Origin of the sequence: Faecalicatena orotica (assembly GCF_905197545.1) — a bacterium.
Taxonomy (GTDB): Bacteria; Bacillota; Clostridia; order Lachnospirales; family Lachnospiraceae; genus Faecalicatena_A; species Faecalicatena_A orotica.
Map to the genome: position 1 here is coordinate 97,127 of NZ_CAJJZH010000013.1, position 24,385 is coordinate 121,511.

Annotated in this window: 25 protein-coding genes; 21 read left to right on the plus strand and 4 right to left on the minus strand. The window is 40.3% G+C overall.

Annotation, left to right across the window (positions count from 1 at the left end; genetic code table 11):
- Nucleotides 1-88 precede the first annotated feature (88 nt).
- From ABIN22_RS21190 to ABIN22_RS21210, 5 genes are read left to right on the plus strand one after another with little or no spacing between them, the layout of a single operon-like run.
- Complete coding sequence (locus tag ABIN22_RS21190) at nucleotides 89-1,453, plus strand: alpha-L-fucosidase (protein ID WP_346911046.1); 1,365 nt, start codon at nucleotides 89-91, stop codon at nucleotides 1,451-1,453.
- Nucleotides 1,453-2,832, plus strand: a complete 1,380-nt coding sequence (locus ABIN22_RS21195) for a PTS sugar transporter subunit IIC (RefSeq protein ID WP_118622946.1) — start codon at nucleotides 1,453-1,455, stop codon at nucleotides 2,830-2,832. Before ABIN22_RS21190 ends, ABIN22_RS21195 begins: the two co-directional genes overlap by 1 nt.
- 2 nt (nucleotides 2,833-2,834) lie before the next feature.
- Nucleotides 2,835-4,172 carry a glycoside hydrolase family 1 protein gene (locus tag ABIN22_RS21200; protein WP_346911048.1) on the plus strand — a complete coding sequence of 446 codons (1,338 nt, stop codon included), beginning with the start codon at nucleotides 2,835-2,837 and terminating at the stop codon, nucleotides 4,170-4,172.
- Between the two features lie 17 nt (nucleotides 4,173-4,189).
- The gene (locus ABIN22_RS21205; RefSeq protein WP_118622942.1) at nucleotides 4,190-4,498 is read left to right on the plus strand and encodes a PTS sugar transporter subunit IIA; all 309 of its coding nucleotides are present in this window, start codon (nucleotides 4,190-4,192) and stop codon (nucleotides 4,496-4,498) included.
- Nucleotides 4,498-4,803, plus strand: coding sequence for a PTS sugar transporter subunit IIB (locus tag ABIN22_RS21210; RefSeq protein ID WP_346911051.1), 306 nt, complete (start codon nucleotides 4,498-4,500; stop codon nucleotides 4,801-4,803). Before ABIN22_RS21205 ends, ABIN22_RS21210 begins: the two co-directional genes overlap by 1 nt.
- Before the next feature lie 66 nt (nucleotides 4,804-4,869).
- Here the strand turns inward: ABIN22_RS21210 and ABIN22_RS21215 are convergent, their stop codons facing one another.
- Genes ABIN22_RS21215 through ABIN22_RS21225 form a run of 3 tightly spaced genes read right to left on the minus strand, consistent with a single transcriptional unit; the run spans nucleotide 4,870 to nucleotide 7,210 of the window.
- The gene (locus tag ABIN22_RS21215) at nucleotides 4,870-5,982 is read right to left on the minus strand and encodes an anaerobic sulfatase maturase (protein ID WP_346911053.1); all 1,113 of its coding nucleotides are present in this window, start codon (nucleotides 5,980-5,982) and stop codon (nucleotides 4,870-4,872) included.
- Nucleotides 5,983-6,035: 53 nt separating this feature from the next.
- On the minus strand, nucleotides 6,036-6,614 hold the full coding sequence (locus ABIN22_RS21220) for a chromate transporter (protein WP_346911055.1): 579 nt from the start codon (nucleotides 6,612-6,614) through the stop codon (nucleotides 6,036-6,038).
- Complete coding sequence (locus ABIN22_RS21225) at nucleotides 6,611-7,210, minus strand: chromate transporter (RefSeq protein WP_346911057.1); 600 nt, start codon at nucleotides 7,208-7,210, stop codon at nucleotides 6,611-6,613. Before ABIN22_RS21225 ends, ABIN22_RS21220 begins: the two co-directional genes overlap by 4 nt.
- Nucleotides 7,211-7,326: 116 nt before the next feature.
- Here ABIN22_RS21225 and ABIN22_RS21230 point away from each other — a divergent pair, with 116 nt between their 5' ends.
- Together ABIN22_RS21230 and ABIN22_RS21235 are read left to right on the plus strand one after the other, a co-directional pair.
- Entirely contained in the window at nucleotides 7,327-8,208 is an 882-nt protein-coding gene (locus ABIN22_RS21230; RefSeq protein ID WP_346911059.1) for a LysR family transcriptional regulator, read from the plus strand.
- 2 nt (nucleotides 8,209-8,210) lie between these two features.
- The gene (locus ABIN22_RS21235) at nucleotides 8,211-8,966 is read left to right on the plus strand and encodes a helix-turn-helix domain containing protein (protein WP_346911061.1); all 756 of its coding nucleotides are present in this window, start codon (nucleotides 8,211-8,213) and stop codon (nucleotides 8,964-8,966) included.
- Between the two features lie 5 nt (nucleotides 8,967-8,971).
- Here ABIN22_RS21235 and ABIN22_RS21240 read toward each other — a convergent pair whose 3' ends face one another.
- Entirely contained in the window at nucleotides 8,972-9,820 is an 849-nt protein-coding gene (locus tag ABIN22_RS21240) for a hypothetical protein (RefSeq protein ID WP_346911063.1), read from the minus strand.
- A gap of 281 nt (nucleotides 9,821-10,101) precedes the next feature.
- Between ABIN22_RS21240 and ABIN22_RS21245 the strand changes: the two genes are divergently transcribed.
- The 14 genes from ABIN22_RS21245 (at nucleotide 10,102) to ABIN22_RS21310 (ending at nucleotide 24,255) form a co-directional block, all read left to right on the plus strand.
- Nucleotides 10,102-10,788, plus strand: coding sequence for a FadR/GntR family transcriptional regulator (locus tag ABIN22_RS21245; RefSeq protein WP_109731330.1), 687 nt, complete (start codon nucleotides 10,102-10,104; stop codon nucleotides 10,786-10,788).
- A gap of 278 nt (nucleotides 10,789-11,066) precedes the next feature.
- Nucleotides 11,067-12,434: an ABC transporter substrate-binding protein gene (locus ABIN22_RS21250; RefSeq protein WP_346911065.1), complete on the plus strand. Its 1,368-nt coding sequence runs from the start codon at nucleotides 11,067-11,069 to the stop codon at nucleotides 12,432-12,434.
- A gap of 70 nt (nucleotides 12,435-12,504) precedes the next feature.
- Nucleotides 12,505-13,380, plus strand: coding sequence for a carbohydrate ABC transporter permease (locus tag ABIN22_RS21255; RefSeq protein ID WP_346911067.1), 876 nt, complete (start codon nucleotides 12,505-12,507; stop codon nucleotides 13,378-13,380).
- Between the two features lie 14 nt (nucleotides 13,381-13,394).
- Nucleotides 13,395-14,225, plus strand: a complete 831-nt coding sequence (locus tag ABIN22_RS21260; RefSeq protein WP_242996047.1) for a carbohydrate ABC transporter permease — start codon at nucleotides 13,395-13,397, stop codon at nucleotides 14,223-14,225.
- A gap of 16 nt (nucleotides 14,226-14,241) precedes the next feature.
- Nucleotides 14,242-15,492, plus strand: coding sequence for an alpha-L-fucosidase (locus tag ABIN22_RS21265; protein ID WP_346911069.1), 1,251 nt, complete (start codon nucleotides 14,242-14,244; stop codon nucleotides 15,490-15,492).
- A 51-nt stretch (nucleotides 15,493-15,543) separates the two neighbouring features.
- The gene (locus ABIN22_RS21270) at nucleotides 15,544-16,368 is read left to right on the plus strand and encodes a transketolase (RefSeq protein WP_346911071.1); all 825 of its coding nucleotides are present in this window, start codon (nucleotides 15,544-15,546) and stop codon (nucleotides 16,366-16,368) included.
- Nucleotides 16,369-16,379: 11 nt separating this feature from the next.
- Nucleotides 16,380-17,306, plus strand: a complete 927-nt coding sequence (locus ABIN22_RS21275; protein ID WP_346911073.1) for a transketolase family protein — start codon at nucleotides 16,380-16,382, stop codon at nucleotides 17,304-17,306.
- Between the two features lie 29 nt (nucleotides 17,307-17,335).
- Nucleotides 17,336-18,226 (plus strand): 2-hydroxy-3-oxopropionate reductase, encoded by an 891-nt coding sequence (garR, locus tag ABIN22_RS21280; RefSeq protein ID WP_109731324.1) that lies wholly within the window; start codon nucleotides 17,336-17,338, stop codon nucleotides 18,224-18,226.
- Between the two features lie 5 nt (nucleotides 18,227-18,231).
- A complete protein-coding gene (locus ABIN22_RS21285) occupies nucleotides 18,232-19,044 on the plus strand; it encodes an SDR family NAD(P)-dependent oxidoreductase (protein WP_346911074.1) in 813 nt (270 codons plus the stop codon).
- Between the two features lie 449 nt (nucleotides 19,045-19,493).
- Nucleotides 19,494-19,691, plus strand: a complete 198-nt coding sequence (locus ABIN22_RS21290) for a hypothetical protein (protein WP_346911075.1) — start codon at nucleotides 19,494-19,496, stop codon at nucleotides 19,689-19,691.
- Between the two features lie 458 nt (nucleotides 19,692-20,149).
- Nucleotides 20,150-20,851, plus strand: a complete 702-nt coding sequence (locus ABIN22_RS21295) for a hypothetical protein (protein ID WP_346911077.1) — start codon at nucleotides 20,150-20,152, stop codon at nucleotides 20,849-20,851.
- A gap of 9 nt (nucleotides 20,852-20,860) precedes the next feature.
- Nucleotides 20,861-21,343 (plus strand): hypothetical protein, encoded by a 483-nt coding sequence (locus tag ABIN22_RS21300; protein WP_346911079.1) that lies wholly within the window; start codon nucleotides 20,861-20,863, stop codon nucleotides 21,341-21,343.
- Nucleotides 21,336-23,225, plus strand: coding sequence for a DUF2326 domain-containing protein (locus tag ABIN22_RS21305; protein ID WP_346911081.1), 1,890 nt, complete (start codon nucleotides 21,336-21,338; stop codon nucleotides 23,223-23,225). The genes ABIN22_RS21300 and ABIN22_RS21305 overlap by 8 nt, the downstream gene beginning before the upstream one ends.
- Entirely contained in the window at nucleotides 23,200-24,255 is a 1,056-nt protein-coding gene (locus ABIN22_RS21310; RefSeq protein ID WP_346911083.1) for a caspase family protein, read from the plus strand. Before ABIN22_RS21305 ends, ABIN22_RS21310 begins: the two co-directional genes overlap by 26 nt.
- Nucleotides 24,256-24,385 lie beyond the last annotated feature (130 nt).

Consider the following 24,385-nt stretch of genomic DNA (forward strand, 5'->3'; position numbering starts at 1 on the left):
TGAATGTGGATTTTTTGTGTCTGGAGATAAAAAAAGGTTATGTTAAGATTTAAATATAAATAAATAATCTAAAAAGGAGGACAGATTTATGGCGGAATCTTGGGAAACCCTTGATCAGAGGGAAATACCAGAATGGTTTCAAAACGCTAAATTTGGAGTGTTTATACACTGGGGACCATATAGCGTGCCTGCATACCGCTCCGTAAATAATGAACAATTCGGTTCCTATGCTGAATGGTATTATGCATCTGTATATGGCAGTTATCGGAATAGCGGGGAACGTTATCATGAGAAAATGTACGGGGAGGATACCGAGTACAGGGATTTTGCAAAATGGTTCCGGGCAGAACTGTTTGATCCGGATTATTTAGCAGGCCTGATCCGGGACAGTGGGGCAAAATATGTCGTACTTACAACCAAACACCATGACGGATATTGCATGTGGCCTACGGAAAATCCACACAAAACCCATTGGAACTCCTTCGAAAATGGTCCGAAGAGGGATATCACAGGAGAGTTAAAGGAAGCGGTGGAAAAGAAAGGAATGAAGTTTGGGATATATTACTCTATCATTGATTGGGAAAGTGTACCATCCCACCGCTGTGATGACGGATATTTTATTCCTGAAAAGGATGTGAAGAAATATGGCCTTCCAAAAGATAGATATCTCAAAGAAGTGCTTGCTCCGCAGCTCCATGAACTTGTAGAGAAATATGAGCCGTCAGTGATTTATTCTGATGGCGGTGAATGGGATCTGACAGAGGATGAGAGCCAGGTCCGTCCGTTTTTGAGCTGGCTTTACAATGAATCCCCGGTGAAAGATAAGGTGGTTGTGAATGACCGGTTTTACAAGGAAATGCCTGGTCAGCATGGAGACTACTATTCAACGGAATATCAGGATAAGCAGATTGACAATCATCCATTTGAAGAAAGCCGGGGGATAGGGAAATCTTACGGGTACAACAGGGCTGAAAGGGCAGAGGATTACTGCACTTCAAAAGAGTTAATACAGGAATTGGTCCGTGTGGTGAGTAAGGGAGGAAATTTGCTGCTGAATATAGGACCAATGGCTGATGGAACAATACCAATTCATGAAGTGGAAAGGCTGAAGGAAATCGGGGCATGGCTGGCAGACTGCGGAGAGGCTATTTATAATACAAAACCGTATTTCCCAGAGAATGAGAATCCATCTACATGCTGCGGCAGGAACAGATATATTTTTCTCGACCGGGCAGATGCAGAAGGCATTTACCTGACATCACACGAAGAACAAATGGTAGAAAGCATCAGCATTTTGGGAGTAGACCCTGATTGTATATACCAGACTGAAGACGGCAGACTGCGTGTTGAGACAGATAATCTGGAGGGGCTTTACAGGTATCTGGAGAGATTCGGTATGATTACAGTTAAAATTACAGAGAATGATAGTAGAAAAGAGGAGGAAGAGAAATAATGGAGGCTGCAAAAGTAAACAGATTTGAAAAATTTCTTGATGCAAAATTGATTCCACTGGGAAATAAAGTGTCCCAACAAAGACATTTGAAGGCAATTCGTGATGGTATGGTTGCTGCCACGCCTTTGGCCCTGCTGGGTGGCATGACCTTAATTGTGACATCACCGCCGGTTAATCTGGAGACCATGAAGCCCACTAATTTTTTGTTCCAATTTCTGATTGCGTGGAAACAGTGGGCGGTAGCCAACGGAATGCAGATTGAATTGTTGTACCGTGCATCTATGGGACTGATGGCTATGTTTATCTGTCTGGCAATTGCGCATTCACTGGCAAAATCTTATAAGATGGACCCGGTAGGAAGTATGATTGTTTCAGCAGTCTGCTTTATGATTACCTCTGCGCCATCCGATTTGGGTGTAATGTCGGCCGGTATTACTGCAAAGATGACCGGCGAACAAATTCTTGCGAACCAGTCAGTACTGATGCCAACGGGATTTCTGGGAGCGGAAGGTATTTTCACAGCAATCATTTTGGGCCTTCTGACTACAGAAGTGACAAGAGTCATGCATGAAAGAGGATTATTTATAAAAATGCCGGATGCAGTACCGGCTCCTGTAAAAGCATCCTTTGCATCCATCATACCCTTGATTGTAAATGCTGTAGGTATTTTCCTTATCAGTATGCTGGTGCAGAAACTGAGCGGGGGACTTCTTATTCCGGAATTGATCAAAGCATTGTTTAAACCATTAGTAGTTGCGGTAGATTCACCTTTCGGCATCATATTAATTTCCGTTGTTACCCAGGTTCTGTGGCTCGTTGGACTTCATGGCTCCTCTATTGTAAGTGGGGTTGTTGGTGCCTTTGAATTAGGAAACCTTACCGCAAATGCAGCCTTGGTTACACAGGGACTGTCACCGGAATATATTTACACAGAGCCATTCAGGGCATTTTTTATGATACTGGGCGGTGCCGGAGCGACAATCGGCCTGAATATTCTGATGCTCAGAAGCAGGTCAAAACAACTGAAGACATTAGGAAGACTTGCAATCGTACCATCTATTTTCAATATCAATGAACCATTGATTTTTGGTACACCAATTGTTCTGAATCCTACATTAGCAATACCATTTATATTAGCCCAGACTGTAAACGGGGTACTGACTTATCTGATTATGTATGTGGACATCATCGGAAAGACCTTTACGTATGTTCCGTGGACAACACCGGCACCTATAGGGGCAGCTATTTCAACGATGGATTTTAAAGCATTAATATGGGTACTGCTACTGATTATTGTTGACTTACTGATCTGGTTCCCATTCTTTAAATCCTATGAGAAACAGCTTATCCTCGAGGAGAAAGAAGAAACGGAGGCATAGTGATGACACAGGAAGAAATTCACAAACACATATTATGGGGGGCGGCAACGGCCGCCTATCAGGTAGAAGGTGCAGCATATTGTGACGGCAAGGGAAAAAATTCATGGGATGAATATTATGAAATCAATGATATCGGATATGACGGTACTGTGGCAGTGGACCACTACCATCATGTGGCGGAGGATTTAAGACTCTTCCATGAAATCGGCCTTCAGACATACCGGTTTTCAGTTTCTTGGTCAAGAATTCTGCCGGAGGGGACTGGAGAAGTGAATCCCAAAGGCCTGGAATTCTATGACTTTATTGTTGATACGCTGAATGAATATGGAATTGAACCATACCTTACATTGTATCACTGGGATCTTCCGCTGCCGCTGCTGAAAAAAGGCGGCTGGCTGAATCCGGAAGTTATAAAGGATTATCTGAATTACTGCAGGATATTATTTGAACATTTTCGCGGAAGAGTACGGATGTGGGGCACAATCAATGAACCTGCGTCAGAAGTAATTGAAGGATATATTCAGGGGACCCATCCGCCTCAGGAAAAGAATTATGCCCATGCATTTCAAGTGTCACACCATTATAATCTGGCAAGTGCATCCGCGATAAAAATGTTCCGTGAGATGGGGATGGAAGGAAAGATCGGAATTGTTTTGAATCCGATGCCTGTTGATGTCCTGGAAGAAACACCTGATAATCTAAAAGCAAGGGATATTGCTTATGATTTCTTGTCCGACTGGTATTTGAGTCCTGCACTAACCGGTCGTTATCCTAAGAAGATGCTGGAATACTGTCAGAAGACGTATGGTTCTCCAAAGATTCAGGAGTCCGATTACCGTCTTATGGAAGAAAATACAGGGGATTATCTGGGGATAAACTATTATATGCGAAGGGTAGTAAAAGCAAAAGACCTTGACAGTAAAAGCATTGAAGATCAATATACCTTTGTAAAAGTACCAGATGGTAATTACACGAAATGGGGATGGGAAATCTATCCTGAAGGAGTTGCAAATCTGCTGCAACGAATCTATAATGATTATGGGAAAAAGGAAATTATTATAGCAGAAAATGGTATTGGTTTTGACGATCAGATTGACGAGTCAGGACAATTTCAGGATGAGGAAAGAATCTCATATATGCATCAGCATATTGATACCATTGAACGGCTTTGCTGTGAAGGATTTAATATTACTGCTTACTATGTCTGGTCAGCCATTGATTTACTTTCCTGGACAAATGGCTACCAGAAGAGATACGGTTTGATTGGGGTAGATTATAAAACTTTAGAGCGAAGGATTAAGAAAAGTGGCTTCTGGTACAAAGACTTTATAGAAGATTAATAGGAGAGTATAAATTAATGGAGAGCAAAGAAGAAAATTTGTTAAATATAATTGTTAATTCAGGTGAGGCAAAGTCTCTGGCCTTTGAATCCATCCAGCTAGCCAAAAAGGGTGAACTGGAAGCTGCAGAGGAGAAACTAGAGGAAGCAAAACAAGTGCAGTTAAAAGCACATAATGCACAGACGGAACTATTAGTGCAGGAGGCAAATGGAGAACATACGTCACTGAGCATGCTTCTGATTCATGCTCAGGACCATCTGATGAACAGTATAACATTTGTAGACCTTTCAAAAGAGATTGTAGAATTATATAGGAGGCAAAAATAATGAAAAAAATATATTTGATTTGTGCAGCAGGGCTTTCCACAAGCATGATGGTTGAAAAGATGAAAAAAGCAGCTTCAAAAGATGGGTTCGAGTGTATGATTCAGGCGGTAGGCATCCCAATGGCAGAAAGTATTATGCCGAGTGCGGACTGTATCCTTTTAGGGCCACAGATTCGCTTTGAGAAGGAGAATATTTGTAAAATCGCAGGAGATGTACCGGTTGCTGTGATAGATATGAAGGATTATGGCAGAATGAATGGGGAAGCCGTGATACAGCAGGCAAAAAAGCTGATGGAAGACAGGTAACTCGTTTAGCCAGAAATAAAAAGGGTGGCTTCAGGAACAATTGACAGCTACCCTGTATTTTAAGTCCTATTGTATACTTCTCCCTAGTTCCAGTATTCTGTCATAACATTTCTCAAAGAATATCTGATAACCTGCGCAGAAGTAATTTTCATACAGTCCGGTGGAGGGATTGAAATCCCGGTTCCGCTGACAGCCGCCCCGGCAGAGGCGGCTGTATTTGCATTCTCTGCACTTTTCATTCAGCTTTAAGGAGCGTTCAACAAATCCGATTGCTTCCCGCCTTTCATTGATATGATCCAGCCGGTGTTCATTAAAATTACCAAGGCAGTATTCGTCCAGCATATAGAAATCACACGGATAGACGCTGCCGTCTGCTTCGACAACATTCTGAATTCCGCAGGAACCTCTCTGATCACAGGATTCCGCCATATATCCGGCGGCAAGTCCGATATAATTTTCAAACTGCCTGATATAAGGCTGGCGGCCATGCTTAAGATCTTCATACCACAGGTCGAATAAATCAGTGAGGAACTGTCCGTATTTTTCCGGTGTGAGAGAATAAGGAGTCTTCTCATGACCTTCATCCAGAGGGTCGAGACAGGCGATATACTGCTGGTAATTCCAGCCATGTTTCTGGTAATCCCGGTAAATCTTTTTGACATTGTCAGCGACTGCAGGTGTTACGACCGTCAGGATATTATATTCCACCTGAAATTTGTCCATCAGCCTTGCCGCCTCACTGGTCCGGGCATAAGTGCCCCCGCCGTTTTTTGTATGGCGAAGCGAGTCATGGATATCCTGTGTGCCGTCTAAGGAAAGACCGATCAGAAAGTTATTTTCCCGGAAGAAACGGCACCACTTTTCATCGATTACATATCCATTTGTCTGCAGGGCATTGTGGACCTGAATCTGGTTTTTATTATACTGTTTCTGATAGTCCACAGCCTTTTTGAAAAAATCCAGTCCTCTTAGGGTTGGTTCCCCGCCCTGAAAGGCATAGCTGATCATTCCTTCCGCACGCAGCATAGTCTTGCGGATGACATTTTTTAATGTTTGTTCGGACATGAATCCGAAAGATTCCTGAGAACGTTTTTGTGCCTCATCACAGTAAAAGCAGTAGTCACAGGACATATTGCACATACTTGAGGAAGGTTTGATTAAAACACTGACAGCAGGCATAGTAGATTCCCCTTTCAATTTAAGATAACTTCACCGAACCGATATATTCAGATTCAGATGTGTATGACATGAGTGACGGTATAGTAAGATACTTCGAGTAAACCACAAAGTACCATGACCAGAATTGGATTTAATTTTATCTTACGCAGCAGCACGACTGCAAGGATAAAATACAGGACCATACGGACAGAAACATTTTCCCGGGTAAAGGAGATCAGGCCGTTTACAAAAAATGCGGAGATTATGATGGTAAGTCCGGCTTTGGCAATCATGGCTACCACTGCGGGCCGCAGCGAGGCAAGTGTCCCCTGAAGGAGGGAAAGATTCCTGTATTTGGTATAGATAAAGGCGAGGAGTGTGACAAAAATACAGGACGGGAGGATGCATCCGAGTGTCGCTGCGACGGCACCCGGCGCCCCGGCAATCTGTGTACCTACGAAAGTTGCGGCATTCACGGCAATCGGGCCGGGGGTCATCTCTGCAATTGTGACCAGATCTGTGAACGCGTTCATGGAAAGCCAGTGGTTGAGGGTGACAACCTGCTCCTGAATAAGAGGCATGGCCGCATATCCGCCTCCGAAACTGAAACAGCCAATCTGCAGGAAACTGAAAAATAGTTTGAGATATATCATCCTTTTGTCCTCCTCCTTTCCTCAAAAACGGTGCGCAGAAGTCCGAATACAGCAACGGCGATGATGATAAGAACCACATTCATACCAAAGAAATAGCTTGCACAGAAACTGACCAGCATGATCACGATATTGATCCAGTCTTTTGTTTTAACGACATTTGCGCCCATATCGTAAACGACGGAGGCGATGACGGCCCCGACACCTGCTTTCATGCCGCCTAACAGGGCTGCAATATACGGATTTGTCCGGAACGCATCATAGAAGACGGAGACAAGCGAAAGGATGACCATAGGGGGAATAACAGCACCCAGCACGGACACAAGAACTCCGGGGATTTTACAGAGCTTATAGCCGATGACGATAGCGCCGTTCACGGCGATGGCTCCGGGGGAGGACTGTGCAATTGCGACAAGGTCCAGCATTTCCTCCCCATCAATCCAGTGGTAGTGGTCTACGAATTTATCCTTCAGCAGAGTGACGATGACATAGCCCCCACCGAATGTGAAGGTACTTAAATATAGGGTTGCAAAAAAAAGTGTGGTTAAAATATGTTTTTGGTTCTCTGGTTTTCTTTCTTTTACTGTTGTTTCTTTCATAAATGGAAATCCTCCCTCTGTTACTAACAGTATATCGTGCATTGATATATAAGGCAAATAGTATTATTATATAGATATGTATAATGAAAATATTATGAAAAATATGAGGCATTACTATGACATTGAGACATTTAAGAATCTTTGCTGCTGTCTATCAGGAAATGAGTATTACAAAGGCCTCCGGGAAACTGCACCTTGCACAGCCAAGCGTCAGCCTTGCCATAAAAGAACTGGAGGAGGCATACCATATAAAGCTGTTCGACAGAATCAACAGGAGACTGTTTATAACGGAAAAAGGAGAAGCGTTTTATACCTATGCCTCCCATATACTGGATCTGTTTGATGAGATGGAGAATTGTATGATAGCCCCGGATATTCCGGTCGGGATTTCATTAGGATCGAGTATCACGATCGGCAATTACCTTGTGCCGCAGACCGTTGCCGCATTCCGCAACAAATATCCGGCGTGTGAAGTGACAGTAAGAATACAGAATTCACAGCAGATTGTACAGGCGGTTCTGAAAAACGATCTGGATCTGGGACTGGTGGAAGACAAAGTCAAACATGACCAGCTTGAGGCGGTTCCGTTTATGAATGACCGGCTTTACTTCATATGCGGGAAAGACCATCCGCTGGCGGGCAGGAAGATGCTGACACTAGAGGTGATCTGCGCCTATCCGTTATTTTTGAGGGAACCGGGAAGTGCGGGCAGGGAGATCACGGATGGTTTATTAAAGGCACACCAGATCAAGCCCAAAATCTCATGGGAAAGTGTCAGTAACCAGGCACTGATACGGGCGGTGGAAGTAAATCCCGGGATTTCAGTGATGTCGGAGAAACTTGTTGAGGAGGATGTGAAAAATGGCAGGATTGTGATACTGCCGTTTTATCCAGATGCATTTGAAAGAAGCTTTACTTTAATTTACCATAAAAAGAAATACATAACAGGAGCACTCGGGGAGCTGATTCAGATGTTTAAACTTTCATGGAGGGAATGATGATGGATGCAATCGAAACGAAAATATATTACCTGATCTGCAGCCACGAGGGTATTAAAGCAAAGGATATCGGTAGATACACAGGGCAGCCGAGAAAGGTAATCAACCATTACCTTTATAACTCCCCCTATATGAAAGAACTTTGTTATCAGGATAAAGACTACAGATGGCACGGCATGATACGGCAGTGTGTGCCGCATTACGGTCTGGAGGAGTTCAGCGGTTATTACAGCTGGGTCCGTGAACTTCTGGATACGGATTACGAGGAATTTCTTCAGCACCTAAAGCGGGGGTGTACCCAGATTGGACGGAACCTGAATGATACGAGGGGGCTCTTCCATTCTTTCGAAGATACCTACAATACTATGCAGAACCTGTTCGGAGATTTGATGATGCATGGAGTCGGTACTTCAAAATGGGAGAAGTGGGAAATCTTATTTGAACTCAGGATTAAGCGGGCCAGATACATAAGGATTTATGCGGATGTGATACTGATTACCAAAGAGAAGGTGTTTTCACTGGAATTCAAGATGAAGGATGAGGCGCTTGAGGAAGACATCAGTCAGGCAGCAAAATACTGTGAGTATCTGGAAGTCCTGTTCGGGCCTTCCTATGATGTCATACCGGCACTCGTCCTGACTCAGGGAGAGGATATTTACGGGGAGGCCAATCTGGCAGGCTCTACTGCGATAGTACCGGTGTGTTCAGGGGACAGATTGTTTCAACTGATAAAAGAATACTGCAAAGAGACTGCCTGACTTCGTTAGTTAAAGTTATACAGATAATGATTCCCCTCATTATCACTGATATAAATTCCTTCTATTGGCTCCTCCCCATTCATAATCTGCACCCTTGAGGCTTTGGATGCCGAATGGACTTTGCTGTAATTAAGCTCTTTTTTTATACCTTCGATATTCTTGTGCATATCAAATAAATATGGTGTTTCTACTGCACGTACCAGTGACAGGCTGTCGCCGTCGTATGATATGACGGCATAGCCGCATTTCTGGTTCTCAGCTGAAAATGTACAGATGTATAAGGAATCTTTCTCCATATCAGGATTCATGTCCTTATCTAAAATAGTATATTTGGCAAAGGTATCGTAATTCCACTTTGGATTTTCGATATCACCGAGTTTGGCGGTCCATCCGCTGGCAAGGTGTTTAAAAATGGATTTATTAAACATCTTAAACGCATGTGAATCCTGTGCTTCATAATAAGAATTAAGTAAAGCCTCTGTCCCGGAATTTTGCTCAAATTTCACACTGCCTTTTGCCTTCTCTCCGGTTACTGTGACCTTGTATGACCCACTTTCTTCAATCGGGACCTGAAAGGTATCGGAAGAGACAATATTATTCGTTTCATAGACCGGATCATCCTTATCCTTCTGGATTTTTACGGATAACTGTCCACTGTCGATTACAAGTTCTGCATCGATGACATCCCCTTTTTCCAGTTCAAGTAACTGAGAATCTGTACCGTTAAAGATACGGTATTCCATGAGCAGATGGCTGTCATCCCCGATTCGGCTTCCGCTGAAGTTGGAGTCCCGGCAGGCGGTCAGTGAGAATACAGTAAGTATTGCGGCGGACAAAAACAGGTATTTTTTCATAATATTTCCTCCTCAGCCTGAATCATACGCCTGTTTTCTAAAGAAGAGGGGTGGGAATAACTTAAAAATTTCTTAAGGATGATAATGTAATAATAATATGGCAGATTTTGGAGTATTTGAGTGATCTGTGATTGACAATTGATAATAAATATTTAATAATATGGTTAGCTGTATTACAGCATACAAGAAACACCTTTCGAGAATAAGCAGTATAAGAAGATACGACACTGCTTATCTATGAAGGAAAGGGAATCAGATATTATTAACCAGGAGGTATTGTCATGGGAATTAAGCCTATTAAGAAGGTCAATGTTGGTGAACAGGTATTTTTTCAGTTAAAGAAGATGCTGATAGATGGGGAATGGGGGCCGGGCAGTAAGATTCCATCCGAGAATGATTTAGCAGATTTATTTGATGTGAGCAGGATCACGGTCCGGCAGGCCCTGCAGAAATTAAATGCATTGGGGTTGATAGAAACGAGGCTCGGAGACGGCTCTTATGTAAGAGACATTAATGTCGGGGACAGCATGAATGCTTTGATTCCAGTTATGTATTTAGGCGAACAGACGGCAACACAGGTTTTTGAATTCAGACAGATTATAGAAACGGGCTGTACACGTCTGGCGGTAAAGCGGGCAACAGAAGGGGACATTGAAGAATTAAAGAACATTTTGGTGAAAATGACCAAATACAGAGATAAATCCGATAGTAATAATTTCAGTAAAGCAGATCTGGAGTTTCACTTAAAGATCGCCCAGATTACAAGAAATGCACTTTTTATAAAAACAAACAGTATTCTGCAGGATGTTTTAGAGCAGTCGATGGATGCTGTAATTGATAAGATGGGGTATGAGAATGGTCTTTACTACCATGAACAGATTATAAAGGCAATTGAGAGCCGCGATGAAGAAAAGGCTGCCGAGATGATGAAAGAGCATATTGAAAAGAATTTAGAGTATTTTAAATGAAAGCGGAAGTGATAACGACACACAATGATTTATATATATTGCACAAAAAAATCTTTCGTTTGAGAAATATATTGAAAAAAACGTAAATGTATGTTATATTTTACCCATAGCTGTAATACAGGTAACAACTAACAACAATTGAGCCACAGATGTAAGCTCCAGATCGAAATATTGGAATTAGGCAGACATCAAATTGGGCTCACAGAAGATGGGAGGGATTATTGTAAATCTGGAAACATGTAGGGATACAGTAAAAGTTCAAAAGGAGGAGAAAAGGAATGAATATTAAAATGAAACGTATCTTATCTTGTTTAATGGTTATTTGTATGGTATTTGGATTATGTGCATGCGGAAAAAAAGGGCAGACGGAAGAAAAGGAGCAGGGGGAACTGGCAGATGCCGGATATGATATTGATGCGATGGAAGTCGAAGAGACGACTGTAAAGTTATATCATCGTATCAACGCTGATGGGGGAGATGCAGAAAGTGAGTATTTCATCAGGAAAATAAATGAATGGAATGAAGAAGATAACGGCATTACAATTGAACCGGTCTTCATTATGAAAGAAACAGACTATCTTGACAGATTGTCTACAGACATTGCATCAGGAGATGCGCCTGATATTTTTATGCAGTATGGGGGTACAAACTGTCTGGATTACGTAGAGTCTGATATTGTATTAAATCTGGAACCTTACTTTGATGCAGATCAGGATTGGTACAATGGTATTGTTAAAGCAAACTGGAACATGGTGGATTATGAGAGGTATGGGCATGAGGGGATATACGGTGCTCCGTGGTCAGCGTTTGAACTGCTTTTATACTATAACGAAGAGTATTTAAGCAAATGCAATCTGGAAGTTCCCAAGAGCTGGGAAGAACTGGAGCATTGCTGCGAGGTTCTGAAAGAAAATGGATATCAGCCATTTTTAGTTGGTGAAGCTGATAACTACCGTTATGGGCATCTTCTGAGTGCTATGGCTGTAAAATCATATGGACCGGATTTTGAGAATCAGTTAGCTGACAGGAAATATACTTACGAAAGCCCGGAAATCGTGAAGTTAATTCAAGAGATTAAGGATATGCAGGACAAAGGGTATTTCGGAGAGAATGTATTAAGCGTTGATGTAAATGCAGAGCGTTCCTATTTTGGGGCAGGGGATTGTGCGTTTATGATAGATTTATCCAGAGGCGGTGCGCTGCTCTCTGATTCAGAATGCTTTAAAAACCAGACGATTCATGCAGCGAAGATTCCATATTTCGATGCCAAATATGAGAAAGATAATATGGGTGGAGCATCCCAGAATTACTTTGTCTGCACGATGAATAAATCTGTCAATCAGATTAAGGCATCCCTGAAAGTAGTAAAGTGGCTTACAAGCCAGGGATTTGTGGACGAGCTGGTCAAGGAATATGCTAATACATATTCAGTTATTCCTTCAGAAGGAATCATTGACAATTATATGTTTGATGAATGTAATGAACTGATGTCCCAGACGGAAGCTTATGTTGCTGAATTGGCACAGGCAAGTACAAATACTGCGGAACTGACCGTTGTAAGAAATGCACTCCAACTGTTGGGAAGTGGTTCATCGGCGGAAGACGTCAGTAAAGAGATTATGGATAACTTAGCAAACTACGAGTAAGCAGATAAAGGGCCCGTGCAGTTTGTCTGGTATTAAGGCGGTGCGTGGGCCCCTCAAAGGAGGAAAAGGCATGAAAAAGAAGGATTATTGGATTGCAGCCATATTCTTGCTTCCGGCGGTTTTATTATTGATTGTATTTGTTATTTATCCGATTATCAGCAATGTGATTTTATCTTTTCATTCTTGGAATGGGATTTTTAGTGCGAAAAGGACGTTTGTAGGTATGGAAAATTATCAGGTAATCCTTTCAGACAAATCATTTTGGCGCTCTCTGACAAATGCGGGTATCTTTCTGTTCGTTGGGTTTCTGATACAGATGCCCTTATCGTATGCGCTGGCAATTCTGGTAACAGCTAAAATAAGAGGGACAAAGGTTTTCAGAACTGTTTATTACCTGCCGGTTATACTGGGAACAACAATCGTGGCAGTTATGTGGAAGAATCTGATAAATCCTAATTATGGAGCCATCATAGAGATTCTGAAAAGCCTCGGATTAAATTCTCTTGCTTTTGACTGGCTGAATACGCCCGGTCTGAATGTCTGGATAGTCGCTTTGGTGAACTGCTGGAAGTCTGCCGCATTTAACATGCTGATTTTCTGTGCAGGTCTGGTTACCATCCCGGATGCACTCAATGAGGCGGCGGTAATAGATGGATGCACTACTTGGCAGAGAATCCGTTACATTACCCTTCCATTAAGTAAGAATTCCTTTAAGGTATATTCTATCCTGTGTATTACAGGCTGTATCAAGCAGTTCGATATGATTTGGGCAATGACAGGCGGCGGACCGAATGCGACCAGTTCCACTCCGGGAATTTTACTTTATTTGAATGCGTATTCATTTAAACTAATGGGCAGGAGTGCGGCGATTGCGATTATTTTATTAATATTGGGCGTTGCATTAAGTATTTGCTGTAACAGAATCTTCAGACAGGAAGAGTATTGAAAGGGGGGGACGGTGTGAAAAGCAGAAAATGGAAGAAAATAATGTTATATGTGGTTGCTGTAATCTGGCTTCTTGCAACAATAATCCCACTGCTGTATGTATTTATTTCATCATTTAAGACGAATGACGAGATGTATAGAAGCGCATTAAATCTTCCCATACAGTGGAAAATAGAAAATTACGCAGTAGCAAATGAACTGGGGCACTCATTTCGTTCCATCGGGAATTCACTTCTTGTCGCGATATCGACGACTATAATAGAAATAATTGTCGCGATGATGGCCGCATACGCAATTTCAAGAAAGCGTCATGTGTTTTTTGCCCGCCACGCGTATATGTTGTTTGTGATCGGGGTTATGGTTCCGATACATTCTACTTTAATCCCTATTTCCTCAATGGCCGCAGACTGGGGTCTGAAGAATAACTTCGGATACCTTGTTCTGGTTTATGTCTGCTTTAACCTCGCACAGGGAATCTTTTTGTTTACAGGTTTTCTGGATTCGGTGAGCAGGGAAATAGATGAGGCGGCAATTATAGATGGATGCAGTGACTTTAGGCTGCTCAGGTCAATTCTGCTGCCTATTTGCAAACCAATCATAGCAACAGAGGCAATTTTTTCATTTATTTATGCATATGGAGAACTTGTATTTTCCCTGACATTGATTTCAGAGCCGGCAAAATATACGGTTCCCCGGGCAATGCTGTCGTTCTGGGGTGAATTCTCAGCACAGATGGGCCCGCAGTATGCTTTTATAATTTTATCTGTTATTCCGGTAGTTATAATATATGTACTGTTCCATAATCAAATTCAGAGCGGAGTTATGTCCGGGGCGATTAAGGGGTAAGAGGAAGGAGTCTTGAATGAGAAGTGATAATTGGTTTAAAGATGCAAAATACGGTTTGTTCATCCATTGGGGCATTTATGCTGCACTAGGGGGAATATATCAGGGTGAGAAGGTACCATATGGGGCAGAGTGGATCATGAGGAATGCAAGGATTCCCGAGAAAGAATACCGCAGATTAGCGGAGCAGTTTAATCCGGTAGATTTTCATGCAGAAGAGATTGTCCGGAAAGCAAAAGAATGGGGAATGAAGTACCTTGTTTTTACGGCCAAGCACCATGACGGATTTGCAATGTATGATTCCAAAGTATCAGACTATAACATTATGAATACACCGTTTGGGAGAGATCCTTTAAAAGAACTGGCAGATGAATGTCAAAAGCAGGGTATGGTATTAGGCATTTATTATTCCCAGATGCAGGATTGGGAAGATGAAAATGGATGGGGAAATGACTGGGATTATAAGAAGGATGAAGAAAAAGACTTTGAAAAGTATTTTTACGGAAAAGTCGAACCGCAGGTAAGGGAACTGCTGACTAATTATGGAGAAGTAGGCATTATGTGGTTTGATACGCCTTATGTGATGCCTGTGGAGCTCTGTAAGGAGTTGAAAAGATTTGTAAAAGATCTGCAGCCGGACTGCCTGATTAATGGGAGAATCGGATATAAACTGGGTGATTACAGGCAGATGTCTGATAATGAAATTCCTGTTCTTTCTTTCCCGGGAGCATGGGAGACGCCGATGACCCTGAACGATACATGGGGGTATTCGAGTATAGACCATAATTGGAAGTCTGCAAAAGATGTACTCTATAAACTTGTTGATGTAGCAGGTAAGGGCGGAAACCTTCTGCTGAATATCGGGCCGGACGAACGCGGCCGGATTCCCCAGAAGAGTATCGAAGTATTGGATGAAGCAGGCGAATGGATCAGGGTAAACGGAGAAAGTATCTATGGCTGTAATTCCAGACTGGACTTCCAGTATGAGATACGCTGGGGGAAAATAACAGGCAAGAATAAAAAGCTGTTTCTGCATGTCTTTGAATATCCGGAATTTCCTTATGAGATACTCGTTACGGGATTGAGAACAAAAGTGACAGACGTATACATGCTTGAGGATAAAAGACAATTAGAATTTTATCAAAGTTATGAACCGGCAAGGGATGAATACCGGTTCAGAGTGATACTGCCGGAGACGGCGAAACTGGATAAGGACCTGGTTATTTGTGCCGAATATGAGGGAGAAATAAATATCCAGGAACTCGATTAAAAATAAACAGATATGTATTACAGCAGCTATCATACTAAAGGGGGCTCAGAGATGGAATATAGTAAAGAACTGATAAACAGACTTGAGGAAAAGGCAAAGACTCTAAGGCGGAATGTTGTAGTAAGCATCGGCGTAGGAGTCGCAGGGCATATAGGGGGATCTAATTCTTCTGCGGATATTGTTGCCGCACTTTATTTTTACAAGATGCACTATGACTGTAAGAATCCAGAAATGAAAGACAGGGACCGTTTTTTACTGAGTAAGGGACATGTGGCGATTTTACAGTACGCCGCATTGGCGGAAGCTGGTTTCTTCCCTGTCGGCGATCTCAGGCATACAAAGGAAATAGGCTTTTACCTGCAGGGGCATCCTGACGTCAGGAAAACACCCGGTATCGAGGCCGGGACAGGTTCTCTTGGACAGGGGCTGTCCATTGGCCTCGGAATGGCACTTGGAATGAAAGCCGACCATATTGACCGGAATGTGTATGTTCTGATCGGGGACGGAGAATTGGGAGAAGGGCAGATATGGGAAGCGGCGATGGCTGCAGGTTACTACAAAACAGGGAATCTGATCGCAATCGTAGATAAAAATAATCTACAGGCAAGCGGGGCTGTGAGAGACAGAATGAATTCGAATCCGGTTCCAGATAAGTGGAAAAGTTTCGGTTGGAATGTAATCGAGATTAACGGGCATGACATGGTGGAAATCCTGACAGCTTTGGATCAGGCAGATCAGGAAAAAGGAAAACCTACAGTTATAATTGCGGATACGGTAAAGGGAAAAGGAGTCAGTTTTGCAGAGAATGTGGTAGGTTTCCATAATGGCATGCTGACAGAGGAAACTTACAGGCAGGCATTAGCGGAACTGGCATAAAGGAGGGGCATATGAACTGTAATAATCAAAGGACTGCCTACGGGGAGGCATTGGTCGAACTGGGAAGAGAGAATAAAGACATTGTTGTACTGGATGCTGATCTGGGAGGCTCTACGATGGGGAAGATGTTTGAGGCGGCATATCCGGAAAGACATTATGAAATGGGTATTGCAGAGGCCAATATGACCTCGGTTGCAGCCGGGCTGGCACAGACCGGTAAAATACCATTTACAAATTCATTTGCAGTGTTTGCAGCAGGGAGGGCGTACGACCAGATCCGGCAGACAATAGCTATTGGTAAATTGAATGTTAAAATCTGCGGTTCTTCTTCCGGACTATCTGATTTTGGGGACGGGGCAACACACCAGTCGGTGGAAGACATTGCAATTATGCGTGCAATACCGAATATGACCGTATTGTCCCCGGCAGACGCAAATGAAACAAAGGCGGCAGTGAAAGCAATGACAGAACTGGAAGGTCCATGTTACATAAGATTAAACCGCAACGATTATGAGAATGTTACAGACGAAGGAAGTGAATTTAAGATAGGCGAGCCGGCTGTATTACGGTCAGGCAGTGATGTTGTTATTTTTGCTACAGGCTATATGACAGGGGTGTCAATGAAAGCGGCGGAAGAACTGGAAGGGCGGATTTCTGTAAAGGTAGTAAATATCAGTACAATAAAGCCTATGGATGAAGAGGCGGTCATCCGGCTTGCAAAGGATTGTAAAGGCGTTGTCACGGCTGAGGAACACAGTATTGTGGGCGGATTAGGCAGTGCAGTGTCAGAGGTATTGAGGAAGGAATGCAAGCCAATCGAATATGTGGGAATCGAAGACAGCTTCGGCTGCAGTGCACACAATTATCAGGAACTGCTCACTTACTATGGATTGACAAAAGAGCATGTTATAAAGGCAGTCGAGTCAATATATGAATGAGATGGTTATTCAGACGAGGAGGTAACAAAGTGAAAATAGGATTTATTGGATTAGGTATTATGGGAAAGCCTATGGCCAGAAATCTGATGAAGGCAGGCCATACAGTTATTGTGTATGATATCGTGAAAGAAAATACTGAGGTTATGGTGGAAGAAGGTGCGTCAGAGCGCAATTCTGCCAGAGAGGTGGCAGAGGAATGCAAGGTGATTATTACGGTTTTACCTAATTCACCTCATGTACGGGCCGCGGTTATGGGAAAAAACGGTGTTCTGGAAGGGGCATCAGCGGGAAGTATTTTAATTGATATGAGCTCTATCGCGCCGCAGGTATCGAAGGAGATTAGTGAAGCGTGTGAAAAACAGGGAATAGAAATGCTGGATGCGCCCGTATCCGGTGGTGAACCCAAAGCGATAGACGGGACATTATCAATTATGGTGGGCGGAAAAGAAGAAGTTTTTAAACAGGTGTATGATATTCTCATGGCAATGGGGGGGAGTGCAGTTTATTGCGGGGAAATAGGTGCAGGAAATACAACAAAGCTTGCCAACCAGATTATCGTTGCTTTAAATATTGCAGCGGTGTCAGAGGCATTTATGCTGAGTACGAAGGCAGGCGTTGATCCGGACAAGGTATTTAACGCGATCAAGGGCGGCCTGGCAGGTTCTACTGTTATGAATGCAAAAATACCAATGATTATGGAGAGAAATTTTAAGCCGGGCTTTAAAATCGACCTGCATATAAAGGATTTGAATAATGCCCTTGATACGGGGCATGAGATAGGAGTTCCGCTCCCTCTGACGGCAAATGTAATGGAAATGCTGCAGAAACTTCATGCAGACGGACATGGACAGGAAGACCACAGTGCAATTGCAAAATATTATGAGAAAATCGCAGATGTCTGTGTTGAGTCTGAGAGGTGAGCCAGATGATGAATATAGGAGAGAACCTACAGAAAATGTTTTCACTGGAGGGCAGTGTTGTTGTATTTACAGGAGCTGCCGGAGGAATCGGAAGTGCCATTGCAGAGGGGATGGCACTTGCAGGAGCGCGCGTGGCACTATGTGATATTAATCAGGAACAGCTGGAACAGGTTCAGAAAAGAATAACAGAGGCAGGCGGGGAGGCCTCATGCCACAGGCTGGATGTTACCGATAAGGATTGTATTGAAGAATGCATTGACGGGATCGGCCGTCAATATAAGCATATCGATATTTTAGTCAACTGTGCCGGGATCAATAAGCGAGAAGGATTTATGGATGTAGAAGAAGAGACATATGACCGCATTATGGATATTAACTTAAAAGGTGTCTTTCTGGTTACACAGTCTGTAGCGCCATATATGAAAACACAGAAAAAGGGCAGTATTATTAATATAGGCTCACATAATACAGGCAGCATCTTAGGAGGCTGTTCCGTATATGGAGCAACAAAATGTGGTGTACTGTCTATGACAAGGTCAATGGCAGTTGAATGGGCAAAATACAATATCAGGGCAAACTGCGTCAGTCCGGGCCATATTCAGACTCCGCTGACAGTGCCGACATGGGAGCACCCCGGGCGTTCAAAATATTTGCTGGACAGAATTGCACTGAACAGGCCTGGCGTCCCCGAAGACATTACGGGAATCTGTATCCTGCTTGCATCAGATGCATCGGCATATATTACCGGTGCAGAAATCAGAGTTGACGGCGGATGCATTGCGGGAGGACAGCCTTGGGATTATGATACGGCATTTTAGTATCATAACTGGTTTGAGTGGACGTATTGAAGGAGTGTTTGTGAAAAATAACGAATGAATGTCACTGTATCTGCATAAAATAAAATTGTAATTGCATTCTGCGGAAGGGTATTGTAGAATGTAATTAGAAAAGCTGTGAATCAGCGGTGGGTTGACACCTAAAATCTGATATGTTTTCCGAACGCAGGTGTCGGAGGTTGGCAGGCAACGGAAAAAACTGTTATTTTCCAGACGAAGGTGCTGGAGGTTGGCAGACAACGGAAAAATCAACCATGAAAAGGGAATGTTTGGTGCTGCGGCATCGACATTCCCTTTTCTAAAACTTTGTGATTAAAGGATAAAGCAATGGATAAAAGAAAACCAATTCAGATTATGACAAAATCGGCAGTCTTATATCAGGAAAATCTTGAAGATCAAAAGCTTCTGCTATACATTTTTATGAAAAATGTTTGGACAGACGTTTGAACGAAGATGATTTTTTCTTATCAAAGGATGAGTCTACAGGACAGAAACTAAATATATTGGAAAGTATGATGCAGATTAAACGTAATGTTACAATGATTGGAGATTTTACAGACAAGGTGCCAAAACTGTATTTGGAAAAAGCAGCGGGAATGTGTGCGCATGTTCAGCACGGCACGGTTTAACAGTAAGTTAAGCAGGCCCCCCCGGGGATAAGATTGCCTCAAATAACTACTTGCATAATTATATAGAATAAAGAAATTCTTCGGTGGGCGAAAGGATATCCAAAGTCTGGGAATCCAGTAAATACAAGGGGTTTCGCGATAGGAAAAGAAAATTTACGACAAATTATATTTGGATGAGTTTTGTTATGATAATCTACGGTTACGCCGTAGCTTTTTTGATGTTTCAATTAGGTTTTTAGAGTTCAGCCAGCGGGCAAGATTGAATATTTAGCAAAATTGATAAGCGACTATTTTTTCTAATAAAAGGATCTGAAAATAACTGGTAGAGTAAAAAAAATTCACAAATTAATGTCATTCATAATAACCAGATATAACCAGATATAAAGTCGTAATATGTTGAGACAATATTAATTTAATGATATAATTACATTATTGAATTAGTATTCGGAGGAAATATTGTGGATGAAAAAGCGTTACGAGAACAAGAAGAGGTAATACAGTTACTAATTGAATCGTATAATGAAGTTGATATCTTATCTGCAAGTAGAAAGTTGGGAATTGATCCTAGTGGATTTTATGCCAATGGCATTACAATTGCTAAACTTGCTAATGATTTTGTAATTAGAGTATACCAATTAGGGAAAAATAAAGAACTGAATGACTATATTGCCAGAGAAAGGATTGGTATAGATTCCAAAATAAATATTAGTAATAAATCAGCTGAAAAATTTTCGTTATTGTTGAATAGCTTCTTGGATAATTTAAGTGACATTGATGGAGAGGATTTTGCAGAAAGTGATCTGTTTGATCCAATTGAATTTGAGGATAAAATGCGGAACAGAGCAAAATTAAGTGAAGATGTAATAAGACAAGGTATAACTTTAAAACCAGATATTGTTGTGCTACGACGAAAAGCAAATGCTTTGGACTATGAAAAGTATAGTAAGTTAATCCAAAAACTAGCTAAATTTTATTTATACATAATATGTGAAAAATTTCCAAGAGATAAGTGTTCGGCGAATGAAAGATTTGCTGAATTGAGAAAAGCATTGCTCAGATTTATTCCAGACAATTTATATGATAAAGATGATGAGATAGAGGAATATATAGATGGAATTATTTTTGATACTATTTCAAAATGTTTGATATTTAATGATTAAGGTGGAAATATGGAAAATAGATTTTTTGATATAGATAATAACGTATATTTAAATGGATTATATATAGCTGCATTACTAGTTAATGTAACATCTACATATAAATTGGAAGAGATAAATTTAAAATTATTTTTGATGAAGAATCCGTCTGTATTATTGAATCTTTGCAAATATCTTGATATTCCAATTAATAGAAATATATTTGAAGAATTTCAATATTCAAACTTGCAAGCAGATATGTCAAAATATCTATTAAAGGTTCAAGTTAGTGGGCTAATGGAGACACTTAATTTTCTATATAGCAAAGGGCTGATAAAACTGGATTATAATAAAAATATGGTATCTTCCACAGAAAAATGTCAGAAACTTGTAAATAATGAAATGCCAGAAAAGATTCGTTGCATAGCATCTAAAATTAATGAACTATTTACTAAAAGAGATATGAAAAGTATCAAAGGCACATTATTTATAGAGAAGGGGGATATATATGAGTAATATATGTTTGATTAGATTAATAATAAAACCACAACTCGGTAAATGCGATGTGCTTTTTAAAAATGGTTTAAATATTATTTGGGCAGAGAACAAATTAGGAGTAGTTGAAGGTGCTGATTTTAGAAATAGTGTTGGAAAGACAACATTTATAAAATTAATTGACTATTTGTTAGGAAAAAGGGAATATATTACGAATCCTCTGGCTTCAGAGGGGGTTTTTGTTGAGAGAGAATTATTAGCTGAATTAATATTGGGAAATACTTGCTTTACCATAAGTCGGAGGTTAACTGATGGAGAAGAAAATCGAGTATATGAAGGATTGGTTATTGATAGATTGCTTAACGAGGAAGTTATTGAGTCTACATATTACAACAATTCGGATTATATAAAATTTTTGACAGATCAAATTTATGGAGAAAGTATCATCATTAATAACAAAACATATATAACACATAGATCAATTATGTGTTATTTAATTAGAGATCAGTTTTACGGTTTTACAAAATTTGATTCTGGTATTAAGGAAGAAAGCGCGAAGGTTAAGAAGAAACGCTTAGAGTTTTTATTAGGTTTAGTAACGAGAGAGAAAGTGATGTTGGAAGAATCACAAGCTGAGCTTGAAAGTGAAAAATCAAAATTAGTGAATCAAAGAAACACATTAAAGAAATACTTTGACTATGTATCAGATGAAACATATTCCGGATTAAAAAAGCGTAAATTAAAACTTGAAAAAGAATTATTTAAAAATGAAGAAATATTGGAAAATGCAATAGATATTAAAACTCAAATTGATATGGAGTTAGAAGCCGGCAAACGGGAACTCATTAAGATAGACAATAAACTGAGGAATTATGAGGAGGAATTATATATTCTTCGTAATAGAAAATGGGAGTACCAAAAAGCTGTAAATGATATTGATAATGAAAACTATAAAATTGATACCATGAATATTGGAATAGAATTGTTTGATAATATTAGCTATGATAAATGTCCGTTTTATATGCAAGAATTGGAAACATCTGGCGATGGGTGTGAATATTTAAAAGAGCAAGGTAAAAAGAAACAGTTAATTCACGCAACTAATGCTCGGAAAAAAATTATCCAGATGGAACGGAAAGAATTAATGGATTCCATTAGACGAGTTAGCTCATATATAAAGCAGTTTGAGAAAGAATTGACATCAACTCAAAAATCTCAGATTGTGTATCAAAAGAAGCAGGAAAATCTAAAGTTTGAAAGAACTGAAAAATATGAAAAAGTGGATGAAGAAAATCAGAGAATTAAACATAGTTTAGAATTACTGGCAAAAGATATGCGGAACTTTGAATATCTAGATGAATTAGAAGAAAAAATAAGTGAACAGAATTCTGCAATTAAAGATATTTCGGATGAATTGAAACAAATGGGGAAAAATCGTGCTGTTGAGTTAAATAAGTATTATTCGAAAATTGTAAAATTTATAACAAATGATCAAAGAATAGGCGAAGTGAACTTTAAAACCTATGAACCAAGGATATTATATAAAGATGGAACATTGGATAAAGGAGCAGGTATGAGAAATGCCTCTTTATTAGCATTTGACGTTGCACTTTTAGAATTAACAATAAATAATAAAGATGTATCAGAATGTAGACCACCGATACTTATACATGATTCGCCTAAACTTCACGATTTAGATTTATCGATATATTGCCGCTTAATAGAGTATGTTAAGGAGATGGAGAATACCTATTCTGCAAATGATAAAAAGTTTCAATATATCATAACAACATTAGATATTCCAGAAGTAATAAAAAAAGATGAAGAATTATATGTTCGTTTAAAACTGGATAATTCAGGCGATGGAGGTAAGTTATTTGGATGCACAATTAGTATTGAGTGATAGACAGAAATTAATTGATTTATTTTCGGAAATGTATTCCCAAGAGGATATTTTTGCGATTGGTAGGTTAATTGGAATTGATAAGATAAAATATTATGGATTTGGAATGAATGCTATTCAATTATCAGAGGCTTTTTTTGGATGTATTGTCCAGAACGAAAAGGAAGAAGAGTTACTTAAGGTTTTATATGAAAATAAAAAATATTATAGAGATTCTATAAATAAAATTATTTATTTTAAAGGTAATAATGAAAGTAATGCTACTTGTAAGCGGTTGAACGATTCGTTAAAAGCAATTATTATTGGTATAGATGAATATAATTATCCGGGGGCAGACAACTTAGATTATGCAGCAGCAGATGCAGATGGATTAGCATTGTTTTTAAAAGATAAATGGAAAGTGCCTGATGCTAATATTCTAAAATTTACAGGATCTGCTAATTATCGGGATATTATATGTGCTATAAGATGTTTGTGCGATCATTTGACTGATAAGGATAATCTTCTATTCTTTTTTTCTGGACATGGGACGGAAGTGCTAGGGCATAGTTATCTTGTTGTAACAGATACTGATTTTAATATTGATGGAACGCCTAAAAATGCAATAATACTTGAAGAATTGAATGATATCATTAAAAGGTGTAAGGCAAAGTTAAAAATTCGTTTTTTTGATGCATGCCATTGTGGAGAAAGATTTAATAAAGGTTTGAAAAATTCTAATACTATCATAAAAAAAATGACAAACAAAATGAAACAAGATATCCTTGCAACAGGGAATGGATGGATTACATTTTGTTCTTGCGATATTGATGAAGTGTCAAGGGAATGCCCTAATTTGGGACATGGTTTATTTACATATTGTGTACTAAAAGGATTGAATGGTGCTGCACGAAGAGGAGAGGGGAAAATGTATATTGAAGATTTAAAAATTTATGTGTGTCAAGAAATTACCCGACTACACCAAGTTCCTTCTTCACCGCAAAATCCTCAGTATCAATGTGAAATAGAAGGGAATATTTTAATTGAATAGGTAAGCACGGAAGTTAATTATTAAAGTTTGTTTTAAGATTAAGCTGTTTGTTCTATGGTAAGCGCTTAAATCTTGGGTAGCTTTACTGTCTACGTTTTTGAACTCATAATGATAGTAAATAGATTTTTAC

What these genes read in the sequence shown, in the direction of transcription:
- ABIN22_RS21215 (WP_346911053.1), bottom strand. Translation starts at nt 5,982, where the DNA reads ATGCCTGCTGTCAGTGTTTTAATCAAACCTTCCTCAAGTATGTGCAAT.
- ABIN22_RS21235 (WP_346911061.1), top strand. Translation starts at nt 8,211, where the DNA reads ATGGATGCAATCGAAACGAAAATATATTACCTGATCTGCAGCCACGAG.
- ABIN22_RS21255 (WP_346911067.1), top strand. Translation starts at nt 12,505, where the DNA reads ATGAAAAAGAAGGATTATTGGATTGCAGCCATATTCTTGCTTCCGGCG.
- ABIN22_RS21300 (WP_346911079.1), top strand. Translation starts at nt 20,861, where the DNA reads ATGGAAAATAGATTTTTTGATATAGATAATAACGTATATTTAAATGGA.
- ABIN22_RS21190 (WP_346911046.1), top strand. Translation starts at nt 89, where the DNA reads ATGGCGGAATCTTGGGAAACCCTTGATCAGAGGGAAATACCAGAATGG.
- ABIN22_RS21305 (WP_346911081.1), top strand. Translation starts at nt 21,336, where the DNA reads ATGAGTAATATATGTTTGATTAGATTAATAATAAAACCACAACTCGGT.
- ABIN22_RS21210 (WP_346911051.1), top strand. Translation starts at nt 4,498, where the DNA reads ATGAAAAAAATATATTTGATTTGTGCAGCAGGGCTTTCCACAAGCATG.
- ABIN22_RS21205 (WP_118622942.1), top strand. Translation starts at nt 4,190, where the DNA reads ATGGAGAGCAAAGAAGAAAATTTGTTAAATATAATTGTTAATTCAGGT.
- ABIN22_RS21240 (WP_346911063.1), bottom strand. Translation starts at nt 9,820, where the DNA reads ATGAAAAAATACCTGTTTTTGTCCGCCGCAATACTTACTGTATTCTCA.
- ABIN22_RS21275 (WP_346911073.1), top strand. Translation starts at nt 16,380, where the DNA reads ATGAACTGTAATAATCAAAGGACTGCCTACGGGGAGGCATTGGTCGAA.
- ABIN22_RS21195 (WP_118622946.1), top strand. Translation starts at nt 1,453, where the DNA reads ATGGAGGCTGCAAAAGTAAACAGATTTGAAAAATTTCTTGATGCAAAA.
- ABIN22_RS21230 (WP_346911059.1), top strand. Translation starts at nt 7,327, where the DNA reads ATGACATTGAGACATTTAAGAATCTTTGCTGCTGTCTATCAGGAAATG.
- ABIN22_RS21265 (WP_346911069.1), top strand. Translation starts at nt 14,242, where the DNA reads ATGAGAAGTGATAATTGGTTTAAAGATGCAAAATACGGTTTGTTCATC.
- ABIN22_RS21270 (WP_346911071.1), top strand. Translation starts at nt 15,544, where the DNA reads ATGGAATATAGTAAAGAACTGATAAACAGACTTGAGGAAAAGGCAAAG.
- ABIN22_RS21250 (WP_346911065.1), top strand. Translation starts at nt 11,067, where the DNA reads ATGAATATTAAAATGAAACGTATCTTATCTTGTTTAATGGTTATTTGT.
- ABIN22_RS21245 (WP_109731330.1), top strand. Translation starts at nt 10,102, where the DNA reads ATGGGAATTAAGCCTATTAAGAAGGTCAATGTTGGTGAACAGGTATTT.
- ABIN22_RS21220 (WP_346911055.1), bottom strand. Translation starts at nt 6,614, where the DNA reads ATGATATATCTCAAACTATTTTTCAGTTTCCTGCAGATTGGCTGTTTC.
- ABIN22_RS21285 (WP_346911074.1), top strand. Translation starts at nt 18,232, where the DNA reads ATGATGAATATAGGAGAGAACCTACAGAAAATGTTTTCACTGGAGGGC.
- ABIN22_RS21200 (WP_346911048.1), top strand. Translation starts at nt 2,835, where the DNA reads ATGACACAGGAAGAAATTCACAAACACATATTATGGGGGGCGGCAACG.
- ABIN22_RS21225 (WP_346911057.1), bottom strand. Translation starts at nt 7,210, where the DNA reads ATGAAAGAAACAACAGTAAAAGAAAGAAAACCAGAGAACCAAAAACAT.